The sequence below is a fragment of the Streptomyces griseochromogenes genome, assembly GCF_001542625.1.
GTDB lineage: Bacteria > Actinomycetota > Actinomycetes > Streptomycetales > Streptomycetaceae > Streptomyces > Streptomyces griseochromogenes.
On sequence record NZ_CP016279.1, the window covers coordinates 917307 to 943577 of the forward strand.

Consider the following 26271-nt stretch of genomic DNA (forward strand, 5'->3'; position numbering starts at 1 on the left):
CGTCAGTTATGCATCGCACACGCAGCGGAAGTGCACCGCTTCGTCCTGCCGTGACGGCTGCGGCAAATGCCGCAGCACGTCAAATCCCCCTCACCGCACTGGAGTTGATGACGCATGCCCGAAACCTGGGACTACACCCTCTACATCCCCAACGACCTCAGAGCGGTTACGGTCTGCCGCCGCACCCTGCGCCTGATCCTGACCCTGCACGGCCTGATCGGGCTGGTCGACACCGCGGAACTCCTCGCGACGGAGCTGGTCTCCAACGCCGTACGGCACACCAAGGGGCCGGCCGCCCTCAGGGTCCGGCGCAACCCGGAGGGCATGGTCTGGATCGGGGCGTAGGACACCGACCCCGAACCACCAGACCCGCCGAGGCCGTTGGAGCAGGCTGTCGAGCTGGAGGAGGGGCGGGGACTGGGCCTGGTCATGACGTGTGCGGACTACTGGGGCTGGCAGCCGTCGGCCAGGTTCGGGAACCGGGGCAAGTACGTGTGGTGCGAACTGGAGGCTGCGTGATGGTCGGCTCGTCGCACGAGGCGCTGCACGTCCCGTTTCCCGAGCCGCGGGAGATCGCGGCGCTGAACGTGGACCTGACCGAGACCGAGCCGGTCGAGCGCCGCGTGGACACGCTGCTGCGGGCGGAGACGGACGAGGGCACGTACCTGCTGGTGGTGTAGTCACAGGGGAAGGCGGACGACCGCAAGCGGGGCAGCTGGCCGTACTACCTGTCGTAACTGGAATCGCTGGCATCCGCCCTGCGGACCGTCGACCCCGACAGCGCCGCGGTCTTCGTGCAGTTCGTCGACTCGTGCCTGGCCGATCCCCAGGCGAAGCAGATGTGGAGGGATTTGATGACGGCGATCCAGTACTTCTGGCGGCACCCGCTGGCCGAACAGGTACGCGAAGAAGGCCGCGAAGAGGGTCGTATCGTCGTATCGAGGATCGCCGCGAGATGGTCCTCCGCATCCTCGAATGGCGCGGTATTCCGGTGACCGACGCCGTCCGCGAGCAGGTGGAAGCCTGCACGGATCTGGACCGGCTCGAAGCCTGGGCGCAGCGTGCGGTGCATGCGACGGACGCGGCGGAGCTGTTCGTCGGGGAGTGACAGGGAGGGGGAGGGCCCTCGGTCGGCTCTGTCTGCCGGTGGCCCTCACACTGTTGCGATGGATCATGTCGAAGTCGCCGCGCAGCTGGTGCGTGACCGTTTCCCCGGGGCTCGGGCCGCCTTTCTGGCCGGCAGTGTGCTGACCCATCGCCGTACGGCCACCTCCGATCTGGACATCGTGGTGCTGCTGGCCGGGCCGCCCGCGCCGTTCCGGGAGAGCCTGGTGTACGAGGGATGGCCGGTGGAGCTGTTCGTGCAGACCGAGGCCGACTGGCGGGGCTTCGCCGAGCGGGAGACGGCCGAGCGCAGCTCTCCGTTGCTGGCGATGTGCGCGGAGGGTGTGCTGCTGTCGGACGCGGACGGACTCGGGGCCGCGTTGCGGGCCGAGGCCCGGGAACGGGTGGCTGCCGGGCCCCCTCCGGTGTCCGCGACGGAGTTGGAGGACCGGCGGTATTCGCTCACCGACACCCTGGACGATCTGCGCGGCTGCACCGATGCGCAGGAGCGGGCGTATCTCGTGGCCCATCTGCTCCAGCGGGCCTCCGAACTGGCGCTGTTGGCGGGCGGGCACTGGCTGGGCGGCGGCAAGTGGCTCTCGCGGAGGCTCGCCGCGGCCGATCCCGGGCTGCACGGGCGGCTGACGGCGGGTGCCGCCGCGGCGATCGCCGGCCAGGGTGAGGGGCCGGGGCGCTTCGTGGACGCGGTGAACGAGGTCCTGGAGCTGGCCGGTGGGCCCCTGTGGGCCGGATACAGCCGGGGATGAAGCCGGGCCTCAGTCGGTCTCCGACGCCGCCAGTACGGTGACGCGGGTGCGGGTGGGGTCCAGGCAGGCGAAGGCCGTGTCCGTGAGGTCCCAGGTGAACCACTCGTTGTCGGTGTACCGCGGCAGGGCGAAGCGGATCCAGCGGTGGTCGGCGGCGGCGCGTATCGCGTCCTGGTGCGGGGGCTCCGGGGCTAGGTCCATCACCGCGTACAGGCTCTGCCAGGTGTGCAGGCGGGCGTAGGCGCCGTACTGGGGTTCGCCCCACATCCCTCCTGCGAAGTCGGCGAGGAAGAGGTCGGCGGCCAGGTCGTCCGCGGTGGTGTGGGCCGTGGTGAGCAGGTCGGACGTGGTGAATTCCAGGCACTCGGCGTCGAGTTCGGCGAGCAGGGCGCCATTGAGGTCGGCCGGGTCCAGGGGCTCGGGGAGGGTGTAGAAGGCGGCTTCGTACTGGCAGAGCTGAGCGAAGCCCGTGGTGGCCGCGTCGCCGCGGGTCTCATCGAGCACCCGGCGCGCGGTGCGGCCGGCGCGGGTGCCGCCGTCGGTGGACGGCGTCACCGGGTACGCGGCATGCAGCCGCTTCGGATTCTCGGAGCCGAGCATGCCGCCCTCGATCCTGCCGTAGCGGTTCATCCGGGACTCGAAGGCGAATGAGTTCAGCGGCAGCCAGGCGAGCGGGTGGCCGAGTTCACGCAGGCCGGCGCCGTAGGAGAGGTAGACGTCGTTGTCCCGGGGGTGGTTGAAGCCGTGCAGGCGGGCCAACTCGTGCAGGAGACAGGCCCGGAACTCCGTCCCGGGATCGTCCGGCGAGACGGGCGTACGGGACTCGAACTGCGGCCTGAGGCCGACGATGCTCGGCCGCTGCACGAGCTGCCATGCGATCTGCCGCACCAGCCGCCGCCAGGACTCCGGCTCCCGTACCTCGCCCAGGTCCTCCGCGAGCCGGACGGCCCAGTCGGTGGCCTCCTGACTGCGCTGATCGGCCAGCATGCGGGAGAGCTTGGCGAACTGGAAGCGGTCGGCCGCCGCCAGCGCCAGGTCATGCAGGCGTTCGGGCTCGGTCGCGGCGTAGGCCTTCAGGGCGTCGTCGTCGGGGAGTTCGGGCACCGGATCACCGTAAACCGCGTCCCGGGCGTGCTCGGCAGCCCCGCTCCGCCGTGCGGGGGAGCGGGATACGACCTGTGCCCGATGGAACGGGCTGGGTCGCCGACAAGGGTGGGGTTCCTGGCCGGAGAGAAGAATGGGGACCCCGAATGGATGTGGACCGGGTCGGGCGGGGAGCCGCGCACGGGGCGGCCCTGGCGATGACACCCTATGCGTTGATCAAGCTCTCCTGGGTCGTCGGAGCGGTTGCGGGACTGCTGCCGATCGGTCGGGGGTTCGACATGGCCGACTGGGTCGTGCTCAACACCGTGACCATCGGCATGGCGGGCATCGGGATCGTCATGGCTCTCGCCCTGGTGCGGCCCTGGGGCATGCGGATACCCGGACCGCTGGTGGCGTTCGTCGCCTGGGTGGGCACGGGGTTCCTCGTCCCCCTGCTGCCGTATGCCGTTCTGGACGCGTTGCTGGGGCTGTCGGACGGCCGGCAGCGGCACCATGACGACGACGGCCCGTCGGTGCCGGGTTGGGAGGCCGCTCTGATCCAGATCAGCTTCGTGGGGATGGGACTCGGCCTGGCGGTCGCCCTGCCCGTCTATCTTCGGCGGCGTTGGCCGCAGGTGTTCGCCGGCCGGGTCGGCGATGCGGGCGGGAGCGGTTCGCGTCTTGTGCCGTGGGCGGTGGGGGCCGCGGCCGTGATCGGTGTGGTCTGGTGCTTCTGGGCACTCGGCGGCACGGTCGGCATGGCACATCCGGCGGAACGGAGTCCCGGCGGGCGGCTGCTGGACGGGGTATGGGGAGTGTGGGCGCTGACCGCCTCCGCCGCCACCTGGACGGTCAGCCGCGGCCGGCCCTCTCGGCTGCCCCGCCGGCTCCCCTTGACGCTGGGCTGGTTGGGGACGGGCTCGCTCTTCGCGTGGAGCGCCTGGAAGCTGCCGCTCACGGTGTACCTGGCGGTGGCTCGTCCCGCCGCGGAGTCGTTGCCGGAGGACCTCGCTCTCGCGACCGTGCTGCACCTCGGCGCCGTGGTGGCGGGAGCGGTCATGCTGACGGCGCTCGTCCACCGTCGAGAACCCCTGCGCCCGAGCCCTCGGCCCGTAGGCTCGCCCCCATGAGCATCATCGGAGTCGGCATCGACGTCGCCGAGATCGACCGGTTCCGGGCGTCGCTGGATCGGACGCCCGGGCTGGCCGATCGGCTGTTCCTGGAGAGTGAGTTGCTGCTGCCCAACGGGGAGCGGCGCGGTATCGCCTCCCTCGCGGTGCGGTTCGCCGCCAAGGAGGCGGTCGCCAAGGCGCTGGGCGCGCCCGGCGGGCTGCACTGGACCGACGCCGAGGTGTACGTCGAGGACAGCGGGCAGCCACGGCTGCGGGTCAAGGGGACCGTGGCCGCGCGGGCGTCGGAACTCGGAGTGCGGTCCTGGCATGTGTCGCTCAGCCATGACGCGGGGGTGGCGTCGGCCGTGGTGATCGCCGAGGGGTGAACGGGCCGGGTGCGGTCACCGGCGTTTCCGGGGCAGACTCGACCTCATGCGTACTGCGTACAGCGTGGAGACGGTAAGGGCGGCCGAGCGGGAGCTGATGGCACGGCTGCCGGACGGGGCGCTGATGCAGCGGGCCGCCGCCGGGCTGGCCGCTGCCTGCGCGGAGTTGCTCGGGCGGGTGTACGGCAGCCGGGTGGTGCTGCTGGTCGGAAGCGGGGACAACGGCGGGGACGCGCTGTACGCCGGTGCCCGGCTGGCCCGGCGCGGCGCCGGGGTCACCGCCGTACTGGTCTCGCCCGAGCGCACCCATTCCGGTGGCCTCGCGGCGCTGCGCCGGGCGGGAGGCTCGGCCGTGGGTCCCGGGACCGCCGAGGAGGCGATCGCGCGGGCCGATCTCGTCATGGACGGCATCGTCGGGATCGGCGGCAAGGGCGGGCTGCGGCCGGAAGCGGAGGCGCTGGCCGGCGCCGTGGAGCGGTCCCGGGCCGCCGTCGTCGCCGTCGATCTGCCGAGCGGGGTCGAGGCGGACACCGGCGAGGTCCGCGGTGCTGCGATCCGGGCCGACCTCACCGTCACCTTCGGGACCCACAAGCCGGGGCTGCTCATCGATCCGGCGCGGGAGTACGCCGGGTCCGTGCGGCTGATCGACATCGGGCTCGAACTGCCGCCCGCCGCCGAGCTGGAGGCGTTGCAGCACGCCGATGTGGCGCGGCTGCTGCCGGTGCCCGCGGCGGAGAGCGACAAGTACCGGCGGGGCGTCGTGGGCATCGCCGCCGGGTCCTCGCGGTATCCGGGGGCCGCCGTGCTCGCCGTCTTCGGAGCGCTGCGGGGCGGGGCCGGGGCCGTACGGTACGTCGGGCCCGCGAGCGGCGCCGTCATCGCCCGCTTCCCGGAGACGCTGGTCTCCGACGAAGGGCCCGGCAAGGCCGGACGGGTGCAGGCCTGGGTGGTGGGCCCCGGGGCCGGGGACGACGCGGCCACCGTGGCGGAGGTGCTGGACATCGACGTGCCGGTGCTGCTGGACGCCGACGGGCTGCGGCTGGCCGAGCGGGACGTGGTACGGGCGCGTACGGCGCCGACGCTGATGACCCCGCACGCCGGGGAGGCCGCCGCGCTGCTCGGGGTGCGGCGGGAGGAGGTCGAGGGGGCTCGGCTGGCCGCGGTGCGGGAGCTGGCGGCGGTGTACCGGGCGACCGTGCTGCTCAAGGGGTCGACGACGCTGGTCGCCGACTTCGGCGGAGGAGCGGTGCGGGTGAACGCCACCGGGACGGGGTGGCTGGCCACGGCCGGGAGCGGGGACGTGTTGTCGGGGCTGGCGGGATCGCTGCTGGCGTCCGGGCTGTCGGCGCTGGACGCGGGGAGTACGGCGGCGTATCTGCACGGGCTCGCGGGGCGGTTCGCGGCCCAGGGGGCGCCGGCGGGGGCGCATGACGTCGCTTCGCGGATTCCGGAGGCGTGGAGGGACGTGCGGGGCTGAGGGCTGCGGGGTCTCTTCGGCGCCCGGCACTGGGGGAGGCACGACCGCCCGCGGCCAGGGGCTCCGTCACCCCTTCAAGTACGCCAACACCGCCAGCACCCGTCGGTTGTCCTCCGGGGACTGCTCTATCCCCAGCTTGGCGAAGATCGAAGCGATGTGCTTGGCCACCGCGCTCTCGCTGATGTGCAGGGTCTGGGCGACGGCCGTGTTGGAGCGGCCCTCGGCCATGAGGGTGAGGACCTCCTGTTCACGGGGGGTCAGGGAGTCGGTCCGGCCCCGCTTCTCACTGCGGGTCAGGAGCCTCGCGATGACCTGCGGGTCCATCACCGTGCCGCCCGCGGCGACCGTGCGCAGGGCGTCGATGAACTGGTCGGTGCGGGTGACCCGGTCCTTGAGCAGGTAGCCGACGGCGCCCTCGCCGGAGGCGAGGAGTTCATGGGCGTAGAGCTGGTCGACGTACTGGGAGAGGATCAGGACCGGCAGCCCCGGACGGCCGCGGCGGGCCTCCAGGGCCGCCTTCAGGCCCTCGTCCGTGTGCGTCGGCGGCAGCCGGATGTCGATCACCGCCACGTCCAGGTCGGTCTCCGCGAGCGCCCGGACCAGCGCGGGGCCGTTGTCCACCGAGGCGACGACCTCGCAGCCGTGCTCGCGCAGGGTGCGGGTCAGGCCGTCGCGCAGGAGGAAGAGGTCTTCGGCGAGGACGACGCGCACGGGATCTCCAGGGTCGCGGTGGTCGGTCCGCCCGGCGGGCTGTGCAGGGCGAGCGTGCCGTCGAAGGTATCCAACCGGCGCCGCACGCCGAGCAGTCCGGTCCCGGCCGAGGCGTCCGCGCCGCCGTGGCCGTCGTCCGTGACGCTCGCGCGCAGACGCGTGCCGTCGTGGGTGAGGGCGATGTCCACCCTCGTCGCGTCCGCGTGCTTGGCCGCGTTGGTGAGGAGTTCGGACACCGCGAAGTAGGCCGCGGATTCGACGGGCGAGGGGAGGCGGCCCGGAGGCAGGTCCACGGCCACCTCGACGTCCAGGTGGCTGTCCAGCGCCAGGGAGCGGACCGCGTCGGCGAGGCCCCGGTCGGCCAGGACCGGGGGAAGGACACCGTGGACGAGGTCGCGCAGGTCCTGCAGCGCCCGTTCGGAGGCGGCCCGGACGTCCAGCAGGAGGGTGCGGGCACGGCCGGGGTCGGTCTCCAGCAGACGGGTCGCCTCGTCCAGGGTGAGGCCCAGGGCGACCAGGCGGGCCTGGGCGCCGTCGTGCAGGTCGCGTTCGATGCGGGTGAGTTCGGCCGCGTGGACGTCCTGGGCGGCGGCCCGGGTGTCGGTGAGGCGGGCGACTCGCCTGGTCAGTTCGATGGTGCGCGGGGCGGAGAGGAGGCGGTGGGTGAGGCGGGCGTGCAGGGTCGTCATGACCGGTGCGAGGCGAAGGCCCACCGCGATGAGGGCCAGGCCCAGCAGCAGCGCCGTGACCATGGTGGCCGTGGAGGTGACCGGTACGAAGGCGTACCAGTTGCCGTCGCCCAGCCGGCGCCAGACGAAGGGCTGGACGAGGGCGCCGAACGCCCCGTACTCGACCAGCGCGAGCGGAAGAGCCGCCAGCAGCCCGCCCGTCCACGGCTCCAGCCAGGCCCAGCGCAGGTCGTGCCAGAAGCCGTCGTCGCCGAGGATCGCGGCGCCGCCGCGGCGGGCCGAGGTGCCATGGGGGAGGGGATCGGGCGGGCTGAGGGGGCGTCCGGTCCAGCGGGCCGCCCGCGCGCGGTACCGGTCGGACAGGCGGCGCAGCAGCCCGGCCGCGGGAGGCAGCAGCCGGAAGCCGACGCCGACCGGCAACAGCGCCAGCGCCCCGCCGACCAGCATCCCGGCCCCGACCACGAGGAACCCGGCCAGCCCGAGCACCTGACACCGCCCGAGCGCGACCCACCGTCCACGCCCGGTCCACCCTCGCGCGAGCGCCGCTGCCGGGCTCATGACGCGGTTCCGGTGTGGCTGTGCGTCGGGTGCGGTGCGGGGTGGTCCAGCGGCCGTGCCCGATGCGCCCTCGCGTGGGTGCCCGCCGCGGTTGTCACGCCCCGCCCCCGTCCGCTCGAACCACCCGCCGCCCGGCCACCACCCCGAAGCACCCCGCCGTCATGCCCCGCCCCACCCACCGGTACCCCCGCCCCGCTCACCCCGCAGTCGCCGGGATCGTAACCGGCGGGCGGCGGTGGGAGCGCCGTATCCACGGGACCGCTGTCAGGGCGCAGGACAGGCCGAACAGGAGCATGGGGGACGGGGCGCCCGTCTCCTCGTTCATGAACAGGAGCATTCCGAGGTTGACCAGGGCGTGGAAGCCGCCCGCGAGGAGCAGGCGGTGGAGTCCGCCGAGTCGCTCCAGGGCCAGGCCCAGGGTGATGGACATCGTGACCGTCGCCAGCAGGAAGCCCGCCGCGTAGGCCGGACTCTGCGCCAGCACCTGGACGTGCCACAGGCCCCACACCAGCCCGGTCGCCGACGATGCGGCCAGCGGACCGAGGCGGGTGCGCAGCAGGGGCTGGAGGAAGCAGCGCCAGCCGATCTCCTCGCCGCAGGCGCCGATCAGCTGGGCGAGCGCGACGAGGAGGAAGGGGTGGTGCAGGGTGCGCGGGTCGGTGGCGTGGGCGGTGCCGGTGAGGAGGGCGTACGGGACCGCCGAGAGGAGGATGACCAGGAAGGGTGTGGCGAGGAGCGGGCGCCAGGGGGAGGACGTGCGGTCCGGGGCCCCGGCCGCGAGCAGGCCACGGGTCCGGGACGGCCACAGGAGGGCCGCGACGGCCACGCCCAGTGCTGGGCCGAACTGGGTCAGTTGGACGACCTCCGTGGGGATCCCGGTGGCCGGCTGTACGGCCCCCAGCGCTCCGGCCGCCACGAAGGCGACCGCCAGATAGACCCCTGCCCGCGTCTTCCACCGCTGTCTCGTCTGCATGGCCTCGACGATGCCGGGCGGGCCGCGCACGCGGACTGCACCTGATTGCCGGATCGGGCTGTACCCAGCTCCACCCACCGGGTGACCCGTCAGCGCGGCACCGGGGATCCGGCGCGGCCGCACGTTTGGCTGATCGCATGATCAGCAGACGAATCGCGTACCGGGGCGTCCACCGGAGCGTCGCGGTGCTGCTCGCCGCCGCGACCGCCCTCGCGGCGGCCGGAACCTCCATGGCCGCCCCCCTGCACGCCTCCAAGCCGGCACCCCCGGCACCCGCCCCGGCCCCCGCTCCCTCCACCGAACTGGTCCCGGGCGTCCCGCCCGGCCCGTCGCAGCCCTGGCAGATCGACACGCCCGACCAGATGCTGCCGCCGAAGGTCTACACGCCCACCAAGAGCGAGGACGCCGTGGAGCCCAAGGACGCGGCCCCGGGGGCGTACGACCTCATCGAGTACGTGCCGATCTACGACGCCGTCGCCAAGGTGACGTGCAGCAGGCAGGCCGGGCCCTACCAGCGGCAGGTGGAGCGCTGGCTGAAGCTGAAGGCGGACGGCAAGCAGTCCTCCGCCGACTGCAAGGCCATCCGCGCCTTCCAGGTCAAGAACAAGATCAAGCCCGCCATCGGCTTCGCCGGACCCGTCACCTGGTCGCGGATGATGCTGCTCTCGGCCAAGAAGAATCCCAACGCGGCCAAGAAATGCCCCGTCCGGTCGTACCGCGTCGCCTGCGTCGATCTGGACCGGCAGGTGACCTGGGTGCAGAAGGGCCGCAAGGTGGAGTTCGGCCCGGTCCCGATGCGCAGCGGGCGCACGGGGCACCTCACCAGGAAGGGCTGGCACACCATCTACTGGCGGCACAAGAACCATGTGTCGACCCTGTACAACCAGCCCATGCCGTACGCCCAGTTCTTCGACGGCGGCGAGGCCTTCCACGCCGTCTACGGCAGCATCTACACCACCGTCGGCTCCTGGGGCTGCGTCAATCTGAAGCTCTCCGATGCGCGCAAACTCTGGAACGTCCTGAAAAAGGGCGACAAGGTCTATGTGTGGGGCCGGCGTCCGGGTACCTAGGGCACTGCACCCGGGGTCCGTGCGGCCCTCTGAGACACTGGGGGCGCGATGAGTGAGACTGCACCTGTGCCGACCGCGCCCCTGCGCGCCCGGGCCGAGATCGATCTGGCCGCCCTGCGCGCCAATGTGCGGGCCCTGCGTGCCCGGGCGAAGGGCGCGGCCCTGATGGCCGTCGTCAAGTCCGACGGATACGGCCACGGGGCGGTGCCGTGCGCCCGCGCGGCCGTCGAGGCGGGCGCCTCATGGCTCGGCACGGCCACGCCCGAGGAGGCCCTCGCGCTGCGCGCCGCCGGTCTGGACACGCGCGTCCTGTGCTGGCTGTGGGTGCCGGGCGGGCCCTGGCGGCAGGCCGTCGAGGCGGACATCGACGTCTCGGTCAGCGGGATGTGGGCGCTGCGCGAGGTGACGGAGGCCTCCCGGCAGGCGGGCCGGCCCGCCCGGGTGCAGCTGAAGGCCGACACCGGGCTCGGGCGCAACGGCTGCCAGCCCGCCGACTGGCCGGAACTGGTCGGCGAGGCTCTGCGTGCCGAGCGCGCGGGGCTGGTCCGGGTCACCGGTCTGTGGTCCCACCTCGCCTGCGCCGACGAACCCGGGCACCCCTCCGTCGCCGCCCAGCTCTCCCGGTTCCGCGAGATGGTGGCGTACGCCGAGGAGCAGGGCGTACGGCCCGAGGTGCGGCACCTGGCCAACTCCCCGGCCGCGCTGACCCTTCCGGAGACCCACTTCGACCTGGTCCGTACCGGTATCGCCATGTACGGCATCTCGCCCAGCCCGGAGCTCGGCACCCCGGCCGACTTCGGCCTGCGGCCGGTGATGACGCTCAGCGCCTCGCTCGCGCTGGTCAAGCATGCGCCGGGCGGGCACGGCATCAGCTACGGCCACCACTACGTCACCCCCGGCGAGACCACCCTCGGCCTCGTTCCCGTCGGCTACGCGGACGGCATTCCCCGGCATGCCTCGGGCACCGGTCCGGTGCTGGTCGACGGCAAGTGGCGGACCGTCGCCGGGCGGGTCGCCATGGACCAGTTCGTGGTCGACCTGGGCGGCGACGAACCCGAAGTGGGCACGCGGGCGGTGCTGTTCGGCCCCGGCGACCGGGGCGAGCCCACCGCTGAGGACTGGGCGCAGGCCTGCGGCACGATCGCGTACGAAATCGTCACGCGCATCGGAACACGCGTTCCTCGCGTCTATGTGAACGGGGAACAAGAGGGGTAACCCCTTCAGAGCGGGGCGCCTCGCGCCCGGCTACACCTGTCACGACCGGCACACCACGCACCACACCGGCACCACCTGTTTCATTCACCCAGCGAACTGCAGTACGGCGAAGAGGAGCGGATGTGAGCGAGAGCAGTGCGGAGGCCGTGGCGGACGTCGTCGCCTCGGCGGCCGTCGCCTCCGCCGCGGGGGCGGCGAGCTGGCGCAAGGCGACCGGCATCGCCGGTGCCGCGATAGGCGTCCTCGCCGCGGGTGCGGCCGCGGGTGTGGCCATCGAGCGGATGACGGTCGGCCGTGGGATGCGCCGCCGGGCCCGGCTGGCGCTGGACTCGACGGGCCCCTACGGCACCCTGCGCGGCACCCCCGGCAAGGCGTACGCCGCCGACGGCACCGAGCTGTACTACGAGGTCGACGACGTCGACCCCGACCCCGGTCCACAGGTCTCCCCGCGCCGCCGGCGGCTCTTCGGCCGCAAGGCGCCCGCCCCGGTCACCGTCGTCTTCTGCCACGGCTACTGCCTCAGCCAGGACTCCTGGCACTTCCAGCGGGCGGCCCTGCGCGGGGTCGTCCGCACCGTGCACTGGGACCAGCGCAGCCACGGGCGGTCCGGGCGGGGCGTGGCCCAGACCCAGGACGGCGTGCCCGTCACCATCGAGGAGCTCGGCCGTGATCTGAAGGCGGTCCTCGACGCGGCCGTGCCGGACGGCCCGATCGTGCTGGTCGGCCACTCCATGGGCGGGATGACGATCATGGCGCTGGCCGCCGAGCACCCGGAGCTGATCCGGGACCGGGTCGTCGCCACCGCCTTCGTCGGCACGTCCTCCGGGCGGCTCGGCGAGGTCGACTTCGGGCTGCCCCTCGCCGGGGTCAACGCGGTGCGCCGGGTCCTGCCCGGCGTGCTGAAGGCGCTCGGGCAGCAGGCGGAGCTGGTGGAGAAGGGGCGCCGGGCCACCGCCGACCTGTTCGCCGGGATCATCAAGCGGTACTCGTTCGCGTCCCGGGACGTGGACCCGGCGGTCGAGCGGTTCGCCGAGCGGATGATCGAGTCCACGCCGATCGACGTGGTCGCCGAGTTCTACCCGGCCTTCACGGACCACGACAAGACCGAGGCGCTCGGCTGTTTCCGGGACATCCCGGTGCTGGTGCTGGCCGGGGTGCGGGACCTGATCACGCCCAGCGAGCACAGCGAGGTCATCGGTGATCTGCTGCCGGACGCCGAGCTGGTGCTCGTGCCGGACGCCGGGCACCTGGTCATGCTGGAGCACCCGGAAGTGGTCACCGACCGGCTCGCCGACCTGCTCACCCGCGCGGGTGCCGTGCCCGCAGGGGCTACCGTAAGTGGCTATGGAAGCACCAGCAGCACCGCACAACCCCGCTGAGACCCGGCTGACCATCACCTCTCCCGAGCAGATGCGGGAGCTGGGCCGACGGCTGGCCAAGCTGCTGCGCGCGGGCGACCTGGTGATGCTCACCGGGGAGCTGGGCGCCGGCAAGACGACGCTGACCCGCGGGCTGGGCGAGGGGCTCGGGGTGCGCGGTGCGGTCACCTCGCCGACCTTCGTGATCGCCCGTGTGCACCCTTCCCTCAACGACGGTCCGCCGCTCGTCCACGTCGACGCCTACCGGCTCTCCGGCGGCCTCGACGAGATGGAGGACCTCGACCTGGACGTCTCCCTGCCCGACTCGGTGATGGTCGTGGAGTGGGGCGAGGGCAAGGTCGAGGAGCTGGCCGACGACCGGCTGCGGGTCGTCATCCACCGGGCCGTCGGCGACACGACGGACGAGGTACGCCATGTGACGCTGACCGGGCTCGGCCGGCGCTGGACGGACGCGGACCTGGAAACACTCACGGCCTGAGCGGACCCCACGGTCCGATCGGGCCCGTTTTCCGACAGGCCGTCGGCAAGATATTGCGCAGGACGTCCCGGGCGTGGTCACATGGTACCCAGCCCGTGGTTAGGTGTGCCTAACCACGCCGCCCCCGCACTTCAGGAGGCGTCCATGTCCGCTTCTCGGCCCGCGGAGCAGCCACCCGAGCCGCCCGTGCCCACCGGGGTGTCCATGCGCGAGCTACTGGCTTCGTGCGCGGCCGCGGACGCGATCTCCAGACCACCGCGCCCCGAAGGGGCGCGGGGAACAGCGCGACCAGCCGCAAGGGCGCCGCAGACGACCGACGACGCACAGCGGCACCTCAAGCGGAGCGCATGAGCGCCTAACGAATCACCACCACCGGCACGCCGATCGTCGCGAACCTCCACATCGCGTCGCCGTCCGCCCGGGTCTCCCGGATGCCGCCGGTCTTCACCGTCTCGTCGGCCAGTCCGGTGCCGCCGCCCACGGCCGCGCTGAAGCCGATCGTCACGCCGCTCACGGTGGTGAAGCGCACCACGTGCTCGATGGGGATGCCGTCCGTGCCGGTGGCCGTGTTGGAACGGGACGTGACCCAGTACTTTCCGGGCGTCGGATCCACGGAGCCCGGGTGCACACCGAAGCCGTGCTGGACCCGGCCCCGCTCGTCGACCAGCCAGACCCGGTCGTCGTCCACCGAGTAGACGACCCGCTCACCCGCACCGGAACCGCGCGGCAGCGCGGCCGGATTGCGCCGGTCGCGCGGCGCCTTGGTGGCCGTCGCCGACGGTGACGCACCGGCGCCCGGCCTGCCGCCCAGGCTTGCCGGGACGGTCGCCTGGGCCTGGTAGGCGAGGAATCCGACGGCGGCGACGGCCGCGGCGGTGAGGCCGGCCACGATCCCCGAGCTGCTCCTTGCCACGCGCACCGCCTCCGCATCGAGTGATATGTCGTACTTCATACAGACCGTAGCAGTCAGTCACCTTCTGCCCCGGACGGCGATGCACGAGCCGCGGGCGCCGTAGGCTGTTCGCGTGCTCTTGCTCGCTCTGGATACCGCCACACCCGCCGTCACCGTCGCGCTGCACGACGGCACGGACGTCATCGCCTCCTCGAGCCAGGTGGACGCGCGCCGGCACGGAGAGCTGCTGCTGCCGGCCGTCGACCGTGTGCTCGCCGAGGCCGGGCTCAAGCTGGACGCGGTCACCGGGATCGTCGTCGGCATCGGGCCCGGCCCCTATACCGGCCTGCGCGTCGGTCTGATGACCGCGGACACCTTCGGCCTCGCGCTCGGCGTCCCCGTGTACGGCCTGTGCACGCTGGACGGCCTCGCGTACGCCGCCGACATCGAGAAAGGCCCCTTCGTCGTGGCGACCGACGCCCGGCGCAAGGAGGTCTACTGGGCGACGTACGCCGACTCCCGCACCCGCCTGACCGGTCCGGCCGTCGACCGGCCCGCCGACATCGCCGAGCAGGTCGCCGGGCTCCCCGCGGTCGGCGCGGGCGCTCTGCTGTACCCGGACACCTTCCCGAGCGCCCACGAGCCCGAGCATGTGTCCGCCGCCGCCCTCGCCTCACTGGCCGCCGAGAAGCTGGCCGCGGGCGAGGAGCTGCCGGCGCCGCGCCCGCTGTACCTGCGCCGACCCGACGCCCAGGTCCCCAAGAACTACAAGGTGGTCACCCCCAAGTGACTGAGCCGGCAACCCCCCGACTGCGCGAGATGCGCTGGTGGGACATCGACCCGGTGCTGGAGCTGGAGAAGGACCTGTTCCCCGAGGACGCCTGGTCCCGGGGGATGTTCTGGTCCGAACTGGCCCACTCCCGGGGCTCCGAGGCCACCCGGCGCTACCTCGTGGCCGAGGACGACGGCCGCATCGTCGGCTACGCCGGGCTCGCCGCCTCCGGCGAGCTGGCCGACGTCCAGACGATCGCCGTCGCCCGCGCGCTGCAGGGCACCGGCCTCGGCGCCCGCCTGCTGGCCGAGCTGCTGAAGGCCGCCACCGCCTTCGACTGCCATGAGGTCATGCTCGAATGCCGGGTCGACAACGTCCGCGCCCAGAAGCTCTACGAGCGCTTCGGCTTCGAGCCCATCGGCTTCAGGCGCGGCTACTACCAGCCGGGAAACGTGGACGCCCTGGTGATGCGCCTGACCACGGAATCCGGCGGCACCGCCACGGATCCTTCCTCCGTACGAGAAACCGAGACCAATGACTGACGAACCCCTCGTCCTGGGCATCGAGACCTCCTGCGACGAGACCGGCGTCGGCATCGTCCGCGGCACCACCCTGCTGGCCGACGCCGTCGCCTCCAGCGTCGACGAGCACGCCCGCTTCGGCGGTGTCGTACCCGAGGTGGCGTCCCGGGCGCACCTGGAGGCGATGGTCCCCACCATCGACCGCGCGCTGAAGGAGGCGGGCATCTCCGCGAAGGACCTGGACGGCATCGCGGTCACCGCGGGCCCCGGCCTCGCGGGCGCCTTGCTGGTCGGCGTCTCGGCGGCCAAGGCGTACGCCTACGCGCTCGGCAAGCCCCTGTACGGCGTCAACCACCTCGCCTCCCACATCTGCGTGGACCAGCTGGAGCACGGCCCGCTGCCCGAGCCGACGATGGCCCTGCTGGTCTCCGGCGGCCACTCCTCCCTGCTGCTGTCCGAGGACATCACCTCCGACGTCCGCCCGATGGGCTCGACCATCGACGATGCGGCCGGCGAGGCCTTCGACAAGATCGCCCGTGTGCTGAACCTCGGCTTCCCCGGCGGCCCGGTCATCGACCGCTACGCCCGCGAGGGCGACCCCGAGGCGATCGTCTTCCCGCGCGGTCTGACCGGCCCGCGCGACCCGGCGTACGACTTCTCCTTCTCCGGTCTGAAGACGGCCGTGGCCCGCTGGATCGAGGCCAGGCGGGCGGCCGGCGAGGAGGTCCCGGTGCGCGACGTGGCCGCCTCCTTCCAGGAGGCGGTGGTGGACGTCCTCACCCGCAAGGCCGTCCGCGCCTGCAAGGACGAGGGTGTCGACCACCTGATGATCGGCGGCGGCGTCGCCGCCAACTCCCGGCTGCGCGCCCTCGCCCAGGAGCGCTGCGAGGCGGCCGGCATCCGGCTGCGCGTACCGCGCCCCAAGCTGTGCACGGACAACGGCGCGATGGTCGCCGCGCTCGGCGCCGAGATGGTCGCCCGCAACCGGGCCGCCTCCAGCTGGGACCTGTCCGCCGACTCCTCCCTGCCGGTGACGGACCCGCATGTGCCCGGCCACGGACACGACCACGACCATGTGCACGAGGTCAGCAAGGAGAACCTGTACTCGTGACCGTCGCCCTGATGTGGGAGGCCCGGGCCGTCGAGGGCCGGGGCGAGGAACTGCTCGCCTGGGTACGGGCGCGGGAGCTCGCCCGGCAGCCCCTGCGCCGCGAGACCCTCCGCGCCCCGCAGGACCGGGTGCTGGTCATCACGTGGTGGGACGCGCCCTACGACGCAGATCTTCCGGAACTGCCCGATCCCGCCCAGGAGTTGGTGACCCGCGCGGTGCACCGCTGGCGCTTCGAGCAGGTGCCGGACGCCTGAGGTTGGGTTCTCCGGCCGGACCGCGCTATGATCATCACACAGCGAACGGCCGGAAATCCGGTCCGGACGCAGTGCGTTGGTGGTCCAAGGAAAGACGTCCCGCTTCCTGCGGGGAGATGCAGGTGCAAGGCCTGCCCGGCGCTCCATGTGAAGCCCCGCCCCCGGTTCCCCGGGGGCGGGGCTTCGGCGTTACGGCCGGCCCGCCTTCTGGGGCCGGGCCGCCTCCGCCTCGGGGCCCTCCGGCTCGGCCGCCCCGGCGCGCCGCTCCTGCAGGTGCGCGTACGCCATCAGGCCGAACAGGATCGCGAGCAGCACCGCCGACGAGCCGGCCGTACCCAGGTCCAGGCCGCCCTTGGCGACCGGCTTGGTGAGGAAGTCGCCGGCCGTGGCGCCCAGCGGGCGGGTCAGCACGAAGGCGATCCAGAAGAGCAGGACGTTCGGGACGGCCGGCACCTTCATCAGCGCGACCAGCACCAGCAGCAGGCCGGTCACCAGGGCGGCGCCGCCCAGGTAGCCGAGCCCGGAGCTGTCGGAGAGGAAGTCGCCCATCGAGGTGCCGAGGGTGTTGGAGACGAGGATCGCCGACCAGAACAGAGCCTCGCCCCTGAAGGAGACGATCTCGGTGATCTGGAAGGTCATCCCGCTCAGCCGCCAGCCGAGGAAGATCAGCAGCAGGATCGAGATCAGGATCGCCGCGCCCTCCGGGTAGCCGAGACCGAGGCCCTGCGGGCCCCAGCCCAGCTTCGTCGCGCCGTTCGAGAGGTACTTGGAGCTGGCGTCGCGGTTCATGAAGTCGGACATCGTGGTGCCGGCCATGGAGGTCGACAGGATCACGGTCCAGTAGAAGAACGGGTTGTAGCGGCGGGAGCGCAGCTGGACCACCAGCGTCACCACGAAGACCAGGAACAGGGCGATGGTGGTCAGGAAGTAGCCGAGCTTCAGTGTCTGCGAGAACAGATCGCCCGCCGTTTCGCCCAGGGTCGTCGCGGCGATCTTCATGACCCAGAACGCCAGTGTGACCTCGGGGAGTTTCTTCATCACTGACTTCGTCGTCGTCAAGGGTGCTCCTGTTCGGTTTGGGGGACCGTGGGCCGACCCTGACAGCGGCAACCTGAACGCATCCTGAACGCGTGCGTCCCGGGGGCTTGTGGAAGCGGCGCTTGTGTGGTCGCGCTCTGGCTCAATCCGTTCCCACGGATACGTCGGGCACCTCGGACACCTCGGACAGCTCCACCTCGCACCGCGGCCGGCGCCGGGCCCGGCGATCCGCACCGGACCCGCGGGCCGCTGCCGTGCCGTGTGCCGTACCTCGGCGCTCGACGGGCCCAGCCGCAGCTCCGGCGTGCCCGGCTCGACCCGGCGGCGCCCGTGCGGTCGGTGGTCGGTGAACGGCGACAGGTCCGTGTGAAACCGGAAGGCCGGACGGCGGGACTCGCCGGGGGCGAGTTCCAGCCGCTGGTGGCCGACCATCCGGACCTGGAACGCCGACCGCACCCAGCCGGGCGCGACGGTGTCCTGCCGCAACGGCTCCTGCAACGGCTCCTGCAACGGGCCGGTGCCGGACGGCGGTTCGGTGGCGTTCGGGTTCAACGTCTCCTGGAGCGGGAGCGATCCGGTGCCCACGGTGGCGGTGGGATGAGAATTTCCGAAGAAAGCGGGTTCTCACGGCATCCGCTAACACTCCCCTAATAATTCGGACTTACGTTCCTGCCCGTGACGCGACAAGGGGAGCAGGGCGACGCGGGCAGAGGGGTGGGCCGTCGGCCGGGAGCGCTGAAGGCCGCCGGCCTCGCCCTGGCGGGCGTCCTGGTGCTGGGCGCGGCCGCCGCCGGCTATGCGTACCGGCACCTCGACGGCAACATCAAGAGCGTCGACATCGACAGCGCGCTCGGCGACAACCGTCCGGCGAAGGCGGTGATCGCCCCGGCCTCCTCCGCGTCGGCCGACGCCTCCCCGCTGCCCACCGGGTCTCTGAACATCCTGGTCCTCGGCTCCGACTCGCGCGGCGGCAGGGCCGACCGGGCCCTCGGCGGCGGCGACAGCTCCGGCGCCCGCTCGGACACGGCGATGGTGGTGCACATCGACGCCGGCCGGACGAAGGCGACCGTCGTCAGCATCCCGCGCGACACCCTGGTCACCCGCCCGTCCTGCCCGCTGCCCTCCGGAGGCTCGACGGCGGTGGCCCACCGGACGATGTTCAACAGCGCCTACGAGGTGGGCGGCCCCGTCTGCGCGGTGAAGACCGCCGAGTCGGTCACCGGTGTCCGCATGGACCACTACGTCGAGATCGACTTCTCCGGCTTCGCCGGGCTGGTGGACGCGCTGGGCGGGGTCACGGTCACCACTGGCCAGGACATCGACGACGACAAGAGCCATCTGCACCTCCGGGCCGGCACCCACCGGCTGGACGGCATCCAGGCCCTCGCCCTCGCCCGCACCCGGCACGGCATAGGCGACGGCAGCGACCTGGGCCGCATAGGCCTGCAGCAGAAGCTCGTCAAAGCCCTCCTGGACCGGATGGCGGCGATCGACCTCCTCACCGACCCCGCCAAGCTCTACCGGGTCGCCGACACGGTGACCGCGAGCCTCACCACGGACACCGGCCTGGACTCCCTCAGCGAGCTGGTGAAGCTCGGCCGGAGCCTGAAGGGCCTCACCTCCGACCGGGTGAAGACGGTCATGATGCCGGTCGTCCAGGCGCCCTCCGACCCCAACCGGGTGGTGGCGAAGGAACCGGCGGCGAGCGACCTGTGGACCTCCTTGCGCTGAGCGGCACAACCATCGCGGTGCCCGGCGGGTCTGCTGCGGTGACAAGTCGCAGTACACCAGGGGGTATTCGGTTGTTCTCGCCGCGTTCACACGTCCGCTGGGCGCTTCCGCTGGCCCTGGGGCTGGCCGCGCTCGGGGTCGCCGTACCGCCCGCGTCCGCGACGAAGAACGTCTCGCCCGTGCGTGACGACTTCAACGGCGACGGGTACGCCGACCTCGTCGTCAGCGCCCCGCACGGCACGGTCGGCGGCCAGGCCGGGGCGGGCTACCTGACCGTGATGTACGGCGGCCCGCACAGCCTGTCCACCGGCAACCGCTCGATCATCAGCAGGGCGAGCGCCGGTGTCCCCGGCAGCCCGGCCAAGCACGAGGGCTTCGGCTTCCAGTTCTCCGAGGGCGACCTGGACGGCGACGGGTACGCCGACCTGGCCGCCTCCGGCGGCGGGCACGGCGGCCCGGTCGTGCTCTGGGGCGGGCCGCACGGGCTGTCCGGCGGGACCTCCCTCCCCGCCGCCCTCGACACCCAGATCGGCGACTTCGACGGCGACGGACGGCTGGACCTGGCGCTGTTCCGCAATGGCTCCGGCCCCGGCGGAGGCGACGACCCGTTCGGCACCGAGGCCACCCTGTGGAGCGGCCCGGTCGAGCGCACCGGCGTCCCGGCCGCCGTCAAGCCCTTCGACGCCGCCCCCCTCCAGTACATCGACGTCCGCGACGGCGCCACCGGCGACCTCAACGGCGACGGCCGCGACGACCTCGCCCTGACCGCGTACTGCGGCGACGGAGTCAACTGCACCGAGGTGTTCCTGAGCACTCCCTCGGGCTTCGCCCGGGGTGTCTCCTTCCCCGGCGACGGCGCGGTGGCCATCGGGGACGTCAACGGCGACGGGCGCGCCGACCTTGTCACCGGACGCGCCGAGGAGGAGGAGATCCGGGTGGCGTACGGCTCGGCCGCGGGCCTGGGCGCCCCGAGCACCTGGAAGTCGTACACGCAGGACCCCCGGCGTCCCGGGCACCAAGGAGTCGCTCGACATGTTCGGCCACTCGGTCGCCGTCGGTGACATCACCGGGGACGGCATCGACGACGTGGCGGTCGGCGTGCCCGGCGAGAAGAAGTTCGAGGGCGCGGTCGACGTGCTGCGGGGCAGCCGCTCCGGCCTGACCGGCACCGGTGCGCAGGCGTTCTGCCAGGACACCAGGGGCGTGCCCGGCACCGGCGAGTACGACGACATCTTCGGCTACACGGTCGCCCTGGCCGACATCAACCGCAACGGACACGCCGATCTGGCCGTTGCCGCGCCGGGCGAGGACGCGGGCAACGGCGCGGTCACGGTCCTGCGCGGCCGTCCCACGGGCCTGGTCACGGACGCGGCCCTCGCCTTCGGCGGGAAGGCGGTGGGGGCGCCGTACACGAAGGCGTCCTTCGGGTCCTCGCTCAAGTAGAGAAATCTTCCGGAAAAAAATCTTCGAAGAAATCCGGAGAGCGTGTCGATCCGCGTCTCTCCCGTTCGACGCATGGGTGAGCGGCGGGGAAAGGCCCGCCGCCCGACCGAAGGAGTCACCATGCCCCGTTACCTGTCGCTCGTGCACATCGACGAGTCCGCCGCCCCCGCCGAGGGCCCCAGCGAGGAGCTGATGCGGCGGATGGGCGAGCTGATCGAGGAGGTCACCAAGGCCGGCGTGATGCTCGACACCGCCGGTCTGACGCCCTCCGCCCAGGGCACCAGTGTGCGCTGGGAGGGCGGGAAGATCTCCGTCACCGACGGGCCCTTCACCGAGTCCAAGGAGGTCGTCGGCGGCTACGCGATCATGCAGTGCAAGGACAAGGCCGAGGCCCTGGAGTGGACCAAGCGGTTCCTGAAGGTCCACGAGGAGTTCTGGACCGTCACCTGCGAGGTCCGGGAGATCGCCGAGGGCTGATCCTTGGCCCGGGGCCGTCCCGGGGTGTTGCATGGTGGGCTGTGGAACCACAGCCCACCGCGGCGCACGCGATCGAGACCGTCTTCCGCCTGGAGTCCCCGCGGGTCGTCGCCGGCGTCGCCCGGATCGTGCGGGACGTCGGCATCGCCGAGGAACTGGCGCAGGACGCGCTGGTCGCGGCCCTGGAACGGTGGCCCCGGGACGGCGTCCCCGACAACCCCGGCGCCTGGCTCATGGCCACCGCCCGGCACCGCGCCGTCGACCTGGTCCGGCGCCGCGAGACCTACGCCCGCAAACTCGCCGAGATCGGCCGTGACCTGGGGACCACGGCCCTGCCCGAGGAGCCCGCCGACCCGGACGACATCGACGACGACCTGCTGCGCCTCGTCTTCACCACCTGCCACCCGGTGCTGTCGCCCGAGGCCCGCACCGCGCTCACCCTGCGCCTGCTCGGCGGCCTGAGCACGGCCGAGATCGCCCGGGCCCACCTGGTCCCGGAGCCGACGATCGCCCAGCGCATCGTCCGCGCCAAGCGCACCCTGGCCACGCGGAACGTCGCCTTCGAGGTGCCGTACGGCCCCGACCGCGAGGCCCGCCTCGGCTCCGTCCTGGACGTCATCTACCTGATCTTCAACGAGGGATACGCGGCCACCGCCGGCGACGACCTGCTGCGCCCCGGGCTGTGCGAGGACGCCTTGCGTCTGGCCCGCGTGCTCTCCTCCCTGATGCCCAAGGAACCCGAGGTGCACGGCCTGACCTCGTTCCTGGAGTTCCAGGCCTCCCGCACCGCCGCCCGCACCGGCCCCGACGGCACACCGGTGCTCCTGAGGGACCAGAACCGCCGCCGCTGGAACCGCATGCTCATCGCCCGCGGCATCCGAGCCCTCGATCGCGCCGACGCCACGGCCACCGGCGCCCCGGGCCCCTACGCCCTCCAGGCGGCCATCGCCGCCTGCCACGCGCACGCGTACTCCTACGAGGAGACCGACTGGCGGACCATCGCCACCCTGTACGGCCTGCTGGCCGCCCGCTCCCCGTCCCCGGTCGTCGAGCTGAACCGCGCCGTCGCCGTGTCGATGGCCGAGGGCCCCGCCGCGGGACTGGAACTCGTGGACGCCCTGGCCGCCGAACCGGCCCTGCGCGACTACCACCTGCTGCCCAGCGTGCGCGGTGATCTGCTGGCCCGGCTCGGACGCGCCGCCGAGGCCCGCGAGGAGTTCGTCCGGGCGGCGTCCCTGGCCCGCAACGAGAAGGAGCGTGAGCTGCTGCTGGGCAGGGCCGCGGAGTGCGCCTCCTGATGCGGCGCAACTGGCGGACGGCACACGTCTGTTGCCGGGGTCAAGCGGTACCGGGAGCCCCGGTGGCCGCCGGTCGTGCCGGGGCCCCGATCAGCATGGTCGGCGCCCCCGCGACCCGGGTGAGGAACACGGTCGCCGCGTGTGGTCCCTGCGGCTTGACCTTCTTGCGCAGTTCCTCCGGCTCCACCGCCGACCCCCGCTTCTTCACGGTCAGCGTGCCGACCTCCCGCTCCCGCAGCAGGGCCTTCAACTTCTTGACGTTGAAGGGGAGTTGATCGGTGATCTCATAGGCGGACGCGTACGGGGTGGGGCGCAGCTCGTCGGCCGTGACGTACGCGATGGTCTCGTCGAGGAGACCGCCGCCGACCTCCTCGGCCACCTCGGCGACCAGATGGGCGCGGATGACGGCGCCGTCGGGCTCGTACAGATACCGCCCCACGGGCCTGACCCGGGGATCCGGCAGGCGCCGGGACAGCAGCGTGCGCGGTCCCGGCAGCAGGGTGGCCCGGACCAGCCCCGGCTCGGTGCCGAACCACAGCACCGCCTCCTTCACATCACCGCCGTCCGAGATCCACTCGGCCTCGGCCTCGGCCGGGATCGCCTCGTGCGGGATGCCGGGGGCGATCTTCAGGGCGGCGCGGGGTGCCCCGAGGGCGGTGGCGACCGCCCAGGACAGCGGCGGCGAGTAGGCCTCCGGATCGAAGACCCGGCCGCGGCCGCCCCGCCGGGCCGGGTCGACGAACACCGCGTCGCAACCGGCGGTGGCGACCTCGGTGACGTCCGCCTCCCGCACCTCGATCAGCTCGCCGAGCCCCAGCGTCTCGGCGTTCGCCCGGGCCGCGGCCGCCGTCAGCGGATCCCGGTCCACCGCCAGCACCCGGATCCCAGCCCGCGCCAGCGCGATCGCGTCACCGCCGATCCCGCAGCACAGATCGGCGACCGAGGTCACCCCCCACTCCTTCATCCGGCCCGCCCGGTAGGCCGCCACGCTCGCCCGCGTCGACTGCTCGACCCCGTTGGGCGTGAAGAACATCCGCCCGGCGTCCGCCTCCCCGAACTTCGCCGCCGCCCGCTGCCGCAGCCGGGCCTGCCCGAGCGCCGCCGACACCAGCTCGGCGGGGTGCTCACGGCGCAGCCGGGTGGCGACGGCCAGCTCCTGTGCGGGGTCGGTGTCGCGCACCTCGTCGAGGAGGGCGCGGCCTTCGGGGGTCAGGAGGGGGGCGAGGTCGTTCACCGGTTCATTGTGGGCCAGTCGGTGGATGCTGCGCCTCCGGCGGCCTGTCGGACCGGGTTCGGGGTCCGGGCCTGGGAAGATCCGGCGCTATGCGACTAGTAGTACAAAATGACAAATCTCGGGCTCGGCTTCGGGTGGTCACCCTCGGCTGCGGGGTGGCCGCGCTGGCCTCCGTCGCCCTCGCCTCCGGCTGCGCCACCTCCGGCGCCCCCGCCCCCGGCCATGGCCCGGGGCAGGGCGGCCCCGGCCACGCCCTGGACCCCCAGGCCCGCCGCGCCGCCGAACACGCCCGACTGGTCGCCGCCGCCCGGCACTGGAGACTGGACCGGGTGCCGCTGACGCCCCCGCCCCCGCCGGCCAGGAAGCCGGAGATCACCCCCCGCGACGGCTTCGAGGTGGACGGGCAGGAGGAGGAGAACCTGCCCCCTGTCTTCACCACCGTCCCGACCAGGCACAAGGTCGTCTTCCTCACCATCGACGACGGCCACGAGAAGGATCCGGCGTTCCTGCGCATGATGAGCGACCTGAAGATCCCCTACACGGCGTTCCTCAGCAACTACCTGGTCAAGAACGACTACGGCTACTTCCGCCGGATGCAGTCCGAGGGCCACACCCTCAACAACCACACCCTCACCCACCCCTACATGCCGGGCCTGTCCTACGAGGAGCAGAAGGACGAGATCTGCGGCATGCAGACCATCATGAAGAAGCAGTTCGGCAAGGTGCCGACGGTCTTCCGCCCGCCCTACGGCAACTACAACGGCGACACCCTGCGCGCCGCCAAGGCCTGCGGGATCAAGTACGCGCCGATCTGGGACGAGGAGGTCTTCGTCGACCACTGGGAGTACCGCGACTGGGACCGCAGCCTGCACCCCGGCGACATCGTGCTCACCCACTTCCGCGGCCTCGACGACTGGGACGGCACGATGGTCGACGACATGCGCAGATTCCTGAACAAGGTCACGCGCGAGGGCTACGCCGTGGCCCGCCTGGAGGACTACCTGTGAGGCGTGGGCGGCGGGCGGGAGGCGGCCGGGGGCACCGCTGGGGCGCCGCCGCGCCGGCCGCCGTCCTCGTCCCGGCCCTCCTGCTCACCGGCTGCGCCCCGTCCGTCGACCCCATCGAACGGCTGGGCAAGAAGGCGGCACAGCGCGTACGGCCGTCGAGCTCCGCCGGGGACCAGGCGTACCGCCGCTGGGGCCTGGCCGCCCCCCTCGCCGCCCCGCCCAGCCCCCCGGTCCGCCTCCTGACGGCCCGCCGGACGGATCCCGCCCGCCCCCGGACCGTGGACCACATCAGGACCACCGACAAGGTCGTCTTCCTCACCTACGACGACGGCGCCGAGCGGGACCCGCGCTTCATCGACATGGTCCGCGAACTGCGGCTGCCGGTCAGCTTCTTCCTCACCGACAGCGTCGTGGGCCCCGGCTACGGCCACTTCGCCCGCCTGCGCGCGGTCGGCGCCGACATCGAGAACCACACCCTCGACCACCCGGCGATGCCCGGACTGCCGTACGCCGGCCAGCGCGCCGAGATCTGCGGCCAGCAGGACAAACTCAAGTCCCGCTTCGGCGTCCGCCCCCGCCTCTTCCGCCCGCCCTACGGCACGTACGACACCACCACCCTGCGCGCCGCCGCCGACTGCGGCATCACCACGATCGTCCTGTGGCGCGCCGCCATGACCCCCGACGGCATCACCTACGTGCGCGGCACCCGGCACCTCACCCCGGGCGACATCGTCCTCGTCGGCCCCGACGAGGCCACCGGCCCCACCCTCAAGGAACGCACCCGGCGCCTGCTGCGCCGGGTCCAGGCGAGGGGGCTGACGGTGGGACGCCTGGAGGACTACTTGTAGATCACTCTTCAGTGCCCGGCGGCAGAAGTCGGCCCGTCCGGCATGCGAGGACGCGACTCCACGCGCCCGGACTCGGCCGACGCGCCGCACGGGATTGGCACTCCGCTTGACCGAGTGCTAATCGCGGTCATAGTCTCGGCTCTGGCACTCCCCCCTGGAGAGTGCCAACAAAGCGACGGGCAGGTCCGGCACCCGCGACGACGAATCCACCTGGTCGCCACCTCAGACAGTTAACCCCGTGAGATCTCCGAAGGGGGAGGTCGGATCGTGACGACCACCAGCTCCAAGGTTGCCATCAAGCCGCTCGAGGACCGCATCGTGGTCCAGCCGCTCGACGCCGAGCAGACCACCGCCTCTGGCCTGGTCATCCCGGACACCGCGAAGGAGAAGCCCCAGGAGGGCGCCGTCCTCGCCGTGGGCCCGGGCCGCTTCGAGAGCGGCGAGCGTCTGCCGCTCGACGTCAAGGTCGGCGACGTCGTCCTGTACAGCAAGTACGGCGGCACCGAGGTGAAGTACAACGGTGACGAGTACCTCGTCCTCTCGGCTCGCGACGTCCTCGCGATCATCGAGAAGTAATCACCTCAAGCATTCCGCTTGACGCTGCGCCCCTGGCCCCCGCGACCACCTGAGAAGCCGGGCGCCG

General features: G+C 72.5%; 28 protein-coding genes and 2 pseudogenes. 23 read left to right on the plus strand and 7 right to left on the minus strand.

The window, feature by feature from the left end:
• The first annotated feature begins 114 nt into the window (after positions 1 to 114).
• The 3 genes and pseudogenes from AVL59_RS04410 to AVL59_RS04415 all read left to right on the plus strand — a co-directional run bounded on the left by AVL59_RS04410 (position 115) and on the right by AVL59_RS04415 (position 1871).
• A pseudogene (locus AVL59_RS04410) lies at positions 115 to 519 on the plus strand (ATP-binding protein).
• Positions 519 to 1108: pseudogene (locus AVL59_RS53900) on the plus strand (hypothetical protein). Before AVL59_RS04410 ends, AVL59_RS53900 begins: the two co-directional pseudogenes overlap by 1 nt.
• A 58-nt stretch (positions 1109 to 1166) precedes the next feature.
• Positions 1167 to 1871: a nucleotidyltransferase domain-containing protein gene (locus tag AVL59_RS04415; protein ID WP_067299869.1), complete on the plus strand. Its 705-nt coding sequence runs from the start codon at positions 1167 to 1169 to the stop codon at positions 1869 to 1871.
• Between the two features lie 9 nt (positions 1872 to 1880).
• On the opposite strand, the gene AVL59_RS04420 is transcribed toward AVL59_RS04415, so the two are convergent.
• Positions 1881 to 2975, minus strand: a complete 1095-nt coding sequence (locus tag AVL59_RS04420; RefSeq protein ID WP_067299870.1) for a DUF6183 family protein — start codon at positions 2973 to 2975, stop codon at positions 1881 to 1883.
• A 146-nt stretch (positions 2976 to 3121) separates the two neighbouring features.
• Between AVL59_RS04420 and AVL59_RS04425 the strand changes: the two genes are divergently transcribed.
• Genes AVL59_RS04425 through AVL59_RS04435 form a run of 3 tightly spaced genes read left to right on the plus strand, consistent with a single transcriptional unit; the run spans position 3122 to position 5929 of the window.
• On the plus strand, positions 3122 to 4084 hold the full coding sequence (locus AVL59_RS04425) for a hypothetical protein (RefSeq protein WP_067299871.1): 963 nt from the start codon (positions 3122 to 3124) through the stop codon (positions 4082 to 4084).
• Positions 4081 to 4452 (plus strand): holo-ACP synthase, encoded by a 372-nt coding sequence (locus AVL59_RS04430; protein WP_067299872.1) that lies wholly within the window; start codon positions 4081 to 4083, stop codon positions 4450 to 4452. Before AVL59_RS04425 ends, AVL59_RS04430 begins: the two co-directional genes overlap by 4 nt.
• Before the next feature lie 46 nt (positions 4453 to 4498).
• Positions 4499 to 5929, plus strand: a complete 1431-nt coding sequence (locus tag AVL59_RS04435) for an NAD(P)H-hydrate dehydratase (RefSeq protein ID WP_099052999.1) — start codon at positions 4499 to 4501, stop codon at positions 5927 to 5929.
• A 66-nt stretch (positions 5930 to 5995) separates the two neighbouring features.
• Here AVL59_RS04435 and AVL59_RS04440 read toward each other — a convergent pair whose 3' ends face one another.
• The 3 genes from AVL59_RS04440 to AVL59_RS04450 form a co-directional block, all read right to left on the minus strand.
• Entirely contained in the window at positions 5996 to 6640 is a 645-nt protein-coding gene (locus tag AVL59_RS04440) for a response regulator transcription factor (RefSeq protein WP_067299873.1), read from the minus strand.
• Positions 6592 to 7887: a sensor histidine kinase gene (locus tag AVL59_RS04445; RefSeq protein WP_067299874.1), complete on the minus strand. Its 1296-nt coding sequence runs from the start codon at positions 7885 to 7887 to the stop codon at positions 6592 to 6594. The genes AVL59_RS04440 and AVL59_RS04445 overlap by 49 nt, the downstream gene beginning before the upstream one ends.
• Before the next feature lie 196 nt (positions 7888 to 8083).
• The gene (locus AVL59_RS04450) at positions 8084 to 8890 is read right to left on the minus strand and encodes a CPBP family intramembrane glutamic endopeptidase (protein ID WP_237281430.1); all 807 of its coding nucleotides are present in this window, start codon (positions 8888 to 8890) and stop codon (positions 8084 to 8086) included.
• A 107-nt stretch (positions 8891 to 8997) separates the two neighbouring features.
• Here AVL59_RS04450 and AVL59_RS04455 point away from each other — a divergent pair, with 107 nt between their 5' ends.
• The 4 genes from AVL59_RS04455 to tsaE all read left to right on the plus strand — a co-directional run bounded on the left by AVL59_RS04455 (position 8998) and on the right by tsaE (position 13002).
• Positions 8998 to 9930 carry a L,D-transpeptidase family protein gene (locus tag AVL59_RS04455; RefSeq protein WP_067299875.1) on the plus strand — a complete coding sequence of 311 codons (933 nt, stop codon included), beginning with the start codon at positions 8998 to 9000 and terminating at the stop codon, positions 9928 to 9930.
• A gap of 48 nt (positions 9931 to 9978) precedes the next feature.
• A complete protein-coding gene (gene alr, locus AVL59_RS04460; RefSeq protein WP_067299876.1) occupies positions 9979 to 11145 on the plus strand; it encodes an alanine racemase in 1167 nt (388 codons plus the stop codon).
• Between the two features lie 122 nt (positions 11146 to 11267).
• Positions 11268 to 12524 (plus strand): alpha/beta fold hydrolase, encoded by a 1257-nt coding sequence (locus tag AVL59_RS04465; protein WP_067299877.1) that lies wholly within the window; start codon positions 11268 to 11270, stop codon positions 12522 to 12524.
• Positions 12490 to 13002, plus strand: coding sequence for a tRNA (adenosine(37)-N6)-threonylcarbamoyltransferase complex ATPase subunit type 1 TsaE (gene tsaE / locus AVL59_RS04470; RefSeq protein WP_067299878.1), 513 nt, complete (start codon positions 12490 to 12492; stop codon positions 13000 to 13002). Before AVL59_RS04465 ends, tsaE begins: the two co-directional genes overlap by 35 nt.
• A 355-nt stretch (positions 13003 to 13357) precedes the next feature.
• Here the strand turns inward: tsaE and AVL59_RS04475 are convergent, their stop codons facing one another.
• Positions 13358 to 13915, minus strand: coding sequence for a hypothetical protein (locus tag AVL59_RS04475; RefSeq protein WP_067316887.1), 558 nt, complete (start codon positions 13913 to 13915; stop codon positions 13358 to 13360).
• Positions 13916 to 14027: 112 nt separating this feature from the next.
• Here AVL59_RS04475 and tsaB point away from each other — a divergent pair, with 112 nt between their 5' ends.
• The 4 genes from tsaB to AVL59_RS04495 are packed head-to-tail and all read left to right on the plus strand — an operon-like array spanning position 14028 to position 16552.
• A complete protein-coding gene (gene tsaB, locus AVL59_RS04480; RefSeq protein WP_067299879.1) occupies positions 14028 to 14684 on the plus strand; it encodes a tRNA (adenosine(37)-N6)-threonylcarbamoyltransferase complex dimerization subunit type 1 TsaB in 657 nt (218 codons plus the stop codon).
• Positions 14681 to 15208, plus strand: coding sequence for a ribosomal protein S18-alanine N-acetyltransferase (gene rimI / locus AVL59_RS04485; RefSeq protein WP_237281431.1), 528 nt, complete (start codon positions 14681 to 14683; stop codon positions 15206 to 15208). Before tsaB ends, rimI begins: the two co-directional genes overlap by 4 nt.
• Positions 15201 to 16298 (plus strand): tRNA (adenosine(37)-N6)-threonylcarbamoyltransferase complex transferase subunit TsaD, encoded by a 1098-nt coding sequence (gene tsaD, locus AVL59_RS04490; protein WP_067299881.1) that lies wholly within the window; start codon positions 15201 to 15203, stop codon positions 16296 to 16298. Before rimI ends, tsaD begins: the two co-directional genes overlap by 8 nt.
• Positions 16295 to 16552: a hypothetical protein gene (locus AVL59_RS04495; RefSeq protein ID WP_067299882.1), complete on the plus strand. Its 258-nt coding sequence runs from the start codon at positions 16295 to 16297 to the stop codon at positions 16550 to 16552. Before tsaD ends, AVL59_RS04495 begins: the two co-directional genes overlap by 4 nt.
• Positions 16553 to 16741: 189 nt before the next feature.
• On the opposite strand, the gene AVL59_RS04505 is transcribed toward AVL59_RS04495, so the two are convergent.
• A complete protein-coding gene (locus tag AVL59_RS04505; protein ID WP_237281432.1) occupies positions 16742 to 17611 on the minus strand; it encodes a COG4705 family protein in 870 nt (289 codons plus the stop codon).
• A 451-nt stretch (positions 17612 to 18062) separates the two neighbouring features.
• Here AVL59_RS04505 and AVL59_RS47445 point away from each other — a divergent pair, with 451 nt between their 5' ends.
• The 6 genes from AVL59_RS47445 to AVL59_RS04525 all read left to right on the plus strand — a co-directional run bounded on the left by AVL59_RS47445 (position 18063) and on the right by AVL59_RS04525 (position 22539).
• Positions 18063 to 18191 (plus strand): hypothetical protein, encoded by a 129-nt coding sequence (locus tag AVL59_RS47445; protein WP_372450359.1) that lies wholly within the window; start codon positions 18063 to 18065, stop codon positions 18189 to 18191.
• A 74-nt stretch (positions 18192 to 18265) separates the two neighbouring features.
• Complete coding sequence (locus AVL59_RS04510; protein WP_208870309.1) at positions 18266 to 19321, plus strand: LCP family protein; 1056 nt, start codon at positions 18266 to 18268, stop codon at positions 19319 to 19321.
• Positions 19322 to 19392: 71 nt separating this feature from the next.
• On the plus strand, positions 19393 to 20382 hold the full coding sequence (locus AVL59_RS04515; protein WP_237281433.1) for a VCBS repeat-containing protein: 990 nt from the start codon (positions 19393 to 19395) through the stop codon (positions 20380 to 20382).
• Positions 20354 to 20764 carry an FG-GAP repeat protein gene (locus tag AVL59_RS53910; protein ID WP_237281434.1) on the plus strand — a complete coding sequence of 137 codons (411 nt, stop codon included), beginning with the start codon at positions 20354 to 20356 and terminating at the stop codon, positions 20762 to 20764. Before AVL59_RS04515 ends, AVL59_RS53910 begins: the two co-directional genes overlap by 29 nt.
• Positions 20765 to 20884: 120 nt before the next feature.
• Complete coding sequence (locus AVL59_RS04520; RefSeq protein WP_067299883.1) at positions 20885 to 21241, plus strand: YciI family protein; 357 nt, start codon at positions 20885 to 20887, stop codon at positions 21239 to 21241.
• 41 nt (positions 21242 to 21282) lie between these two features.
• Entirely contained in the window at positions 21283 to 22539 is a 1257-nt protein-coding gene (locus tag AVL59_RS04525) for an RNA polymerase sigma factor (protein WP_067299884.1), read from the plus strand.
• Positions 22540 to 22579: 40 nt separating this feature from the next.
• On the opposite strand, the gene AVL59_RS04530 is transcribed toward AVL59_RS04525, so the two are convergent.
• Positions 22580 to 23773 carry a THUMP-like domain-containing protein gene (locus AVL59_RS04530; protein ID WP_067299885.1) on the minus strand — a complete coding sequence of 398 codons (1194 nt, stop codon included), beginning with the start codon at positions 23771 to 23773 and terminating at the stop codon, positions 22580 to 22582.
• Between the two features lie 89 nt (positions 23774 to 23862).
• On the opposite strand from AVL59_RS04530, the gene AVL59_RS04535 reads away from it, so the two are divergent.
• The 3 genes from AVL59_RS04535 (at position 23863) to groES (ending at position 26204) form a co-directional block, all read left to right on the plus strand.
• Positions 23863 to 24780: a polysaccharide deacetylase family protein gene (locus tag AVL59_RS04535; RefSeq protein WP_079146518.1), complete on the plus strand. Its 918-nt coding sequence runs from the start codon at positions 23863 to 23865 to the stop codon at positions 24778 to 24780.
• Entirely contained in the window at positions 24777 to 25628 is an 852-nt protein-coding gene (locus AVL59_RS04540; protein WP_099053000.1) for a polysaccharide deacetylase family protein, read from the plus strand. The genes AVL59_RS04535 and AVL59_RS04540 overlap by 4 nt, the downstream gene beginning before the upstream one ends.
• A 267-nt stretch (positions 25629 to 25895) precedes the next feature.
• A complete protein-coding gene (gene groES / locus AVL59_RS04545; RefSeq protein WP_067299887.1) occupies positions 25896 to 26204 on the plus strand; it encodes a co-chaperone GroES in 309 nt (102 codons plus the stop codon).
• The last annotated feature ends 67 nt before the right edge of the window (positions 26205 to 26271 follow it).

Coding starts and splice junctions, on each gene's coding strand:
- AVL59_RS04415 (WP_067299869.1), top strand. CDS start 1,167: ATGGATCATGTCGAAGTCGCCGCGCAGCTGGTGCGTGACCGTTTCCCC.
- AVL59_RS04425 (WP_067299871.1), top strand. CDS start 3,122: ATGGATGTGGACCGGGTCGGGCGGGGAGCCGCGCACGGGGCGGCCCTG.
- AVL59_RS04430 (WP_067299872.1), top strand. CDS start 4,081: ATGAGCATCATCGGAGTCGGCATCGACGTCGCCGAGATCGACCGGTTC.
- AVL59_RS04435 (WP_099052999.1), top strand. CDS start 4,499: ATGCGTACTGCGTACAGCGTGGAGACGGTAAGGGCGGCCGAGCGGGAG.
- AVL59_RS04445 (WP_067299874.1), bottom strand. CDS start 7,887: ATGAGCCCGGCAGCGGCGCTCGCGCGAGGGTGGACCGGGCGTGGACGG.
- AVL59_RS04455 (WP_067299875.1), top strand. CDS start 8,998: ATGATCAGCAGACGAATCGCGTACCGGGGCGTCCACCGGAGCGTCGCG.
- alr (WP_067299876.1), top strand. CDS start 9,979: ATGAGTGAGACTGCACCTGTGCCGACCGCGCCCCTGCGCGCCCGGGCC.
- tsaE (WP_067299878.1), top strand. CDS start 12,490: ATGGAAGCACCAGCAGCACCGCACAACCCCGCTGAGACCCGGCTGACC.
- tsaD (WP_067299881.1), top strand. CDS start 15,201: ATGACTGACGAACCCCTCGTCCTGGGCATCGAGACCTCCTGCGACGAG.
- AVL59_RS53910 (WP_237281434.1), top strand. CDS start 20,354: ATGTTCGGCCACTCGGTCGCCGTCGGTGACATCACCGGGGACGGCATC.
- AVL59_RS04520 (WP_067299883.1), top strand. CDS start 20,885: ATGCCCCGTTACCTGTCGCTCGTGCACATCGACGAGTCCGCCGCCCCC.
- AVL59_RS04535 (WP_079146518.1), top strand. CDS start 23,863: ATGCGACTAGTAGTACAAAATGACAAATCTCGGGCTCGGCTTCGGGTG.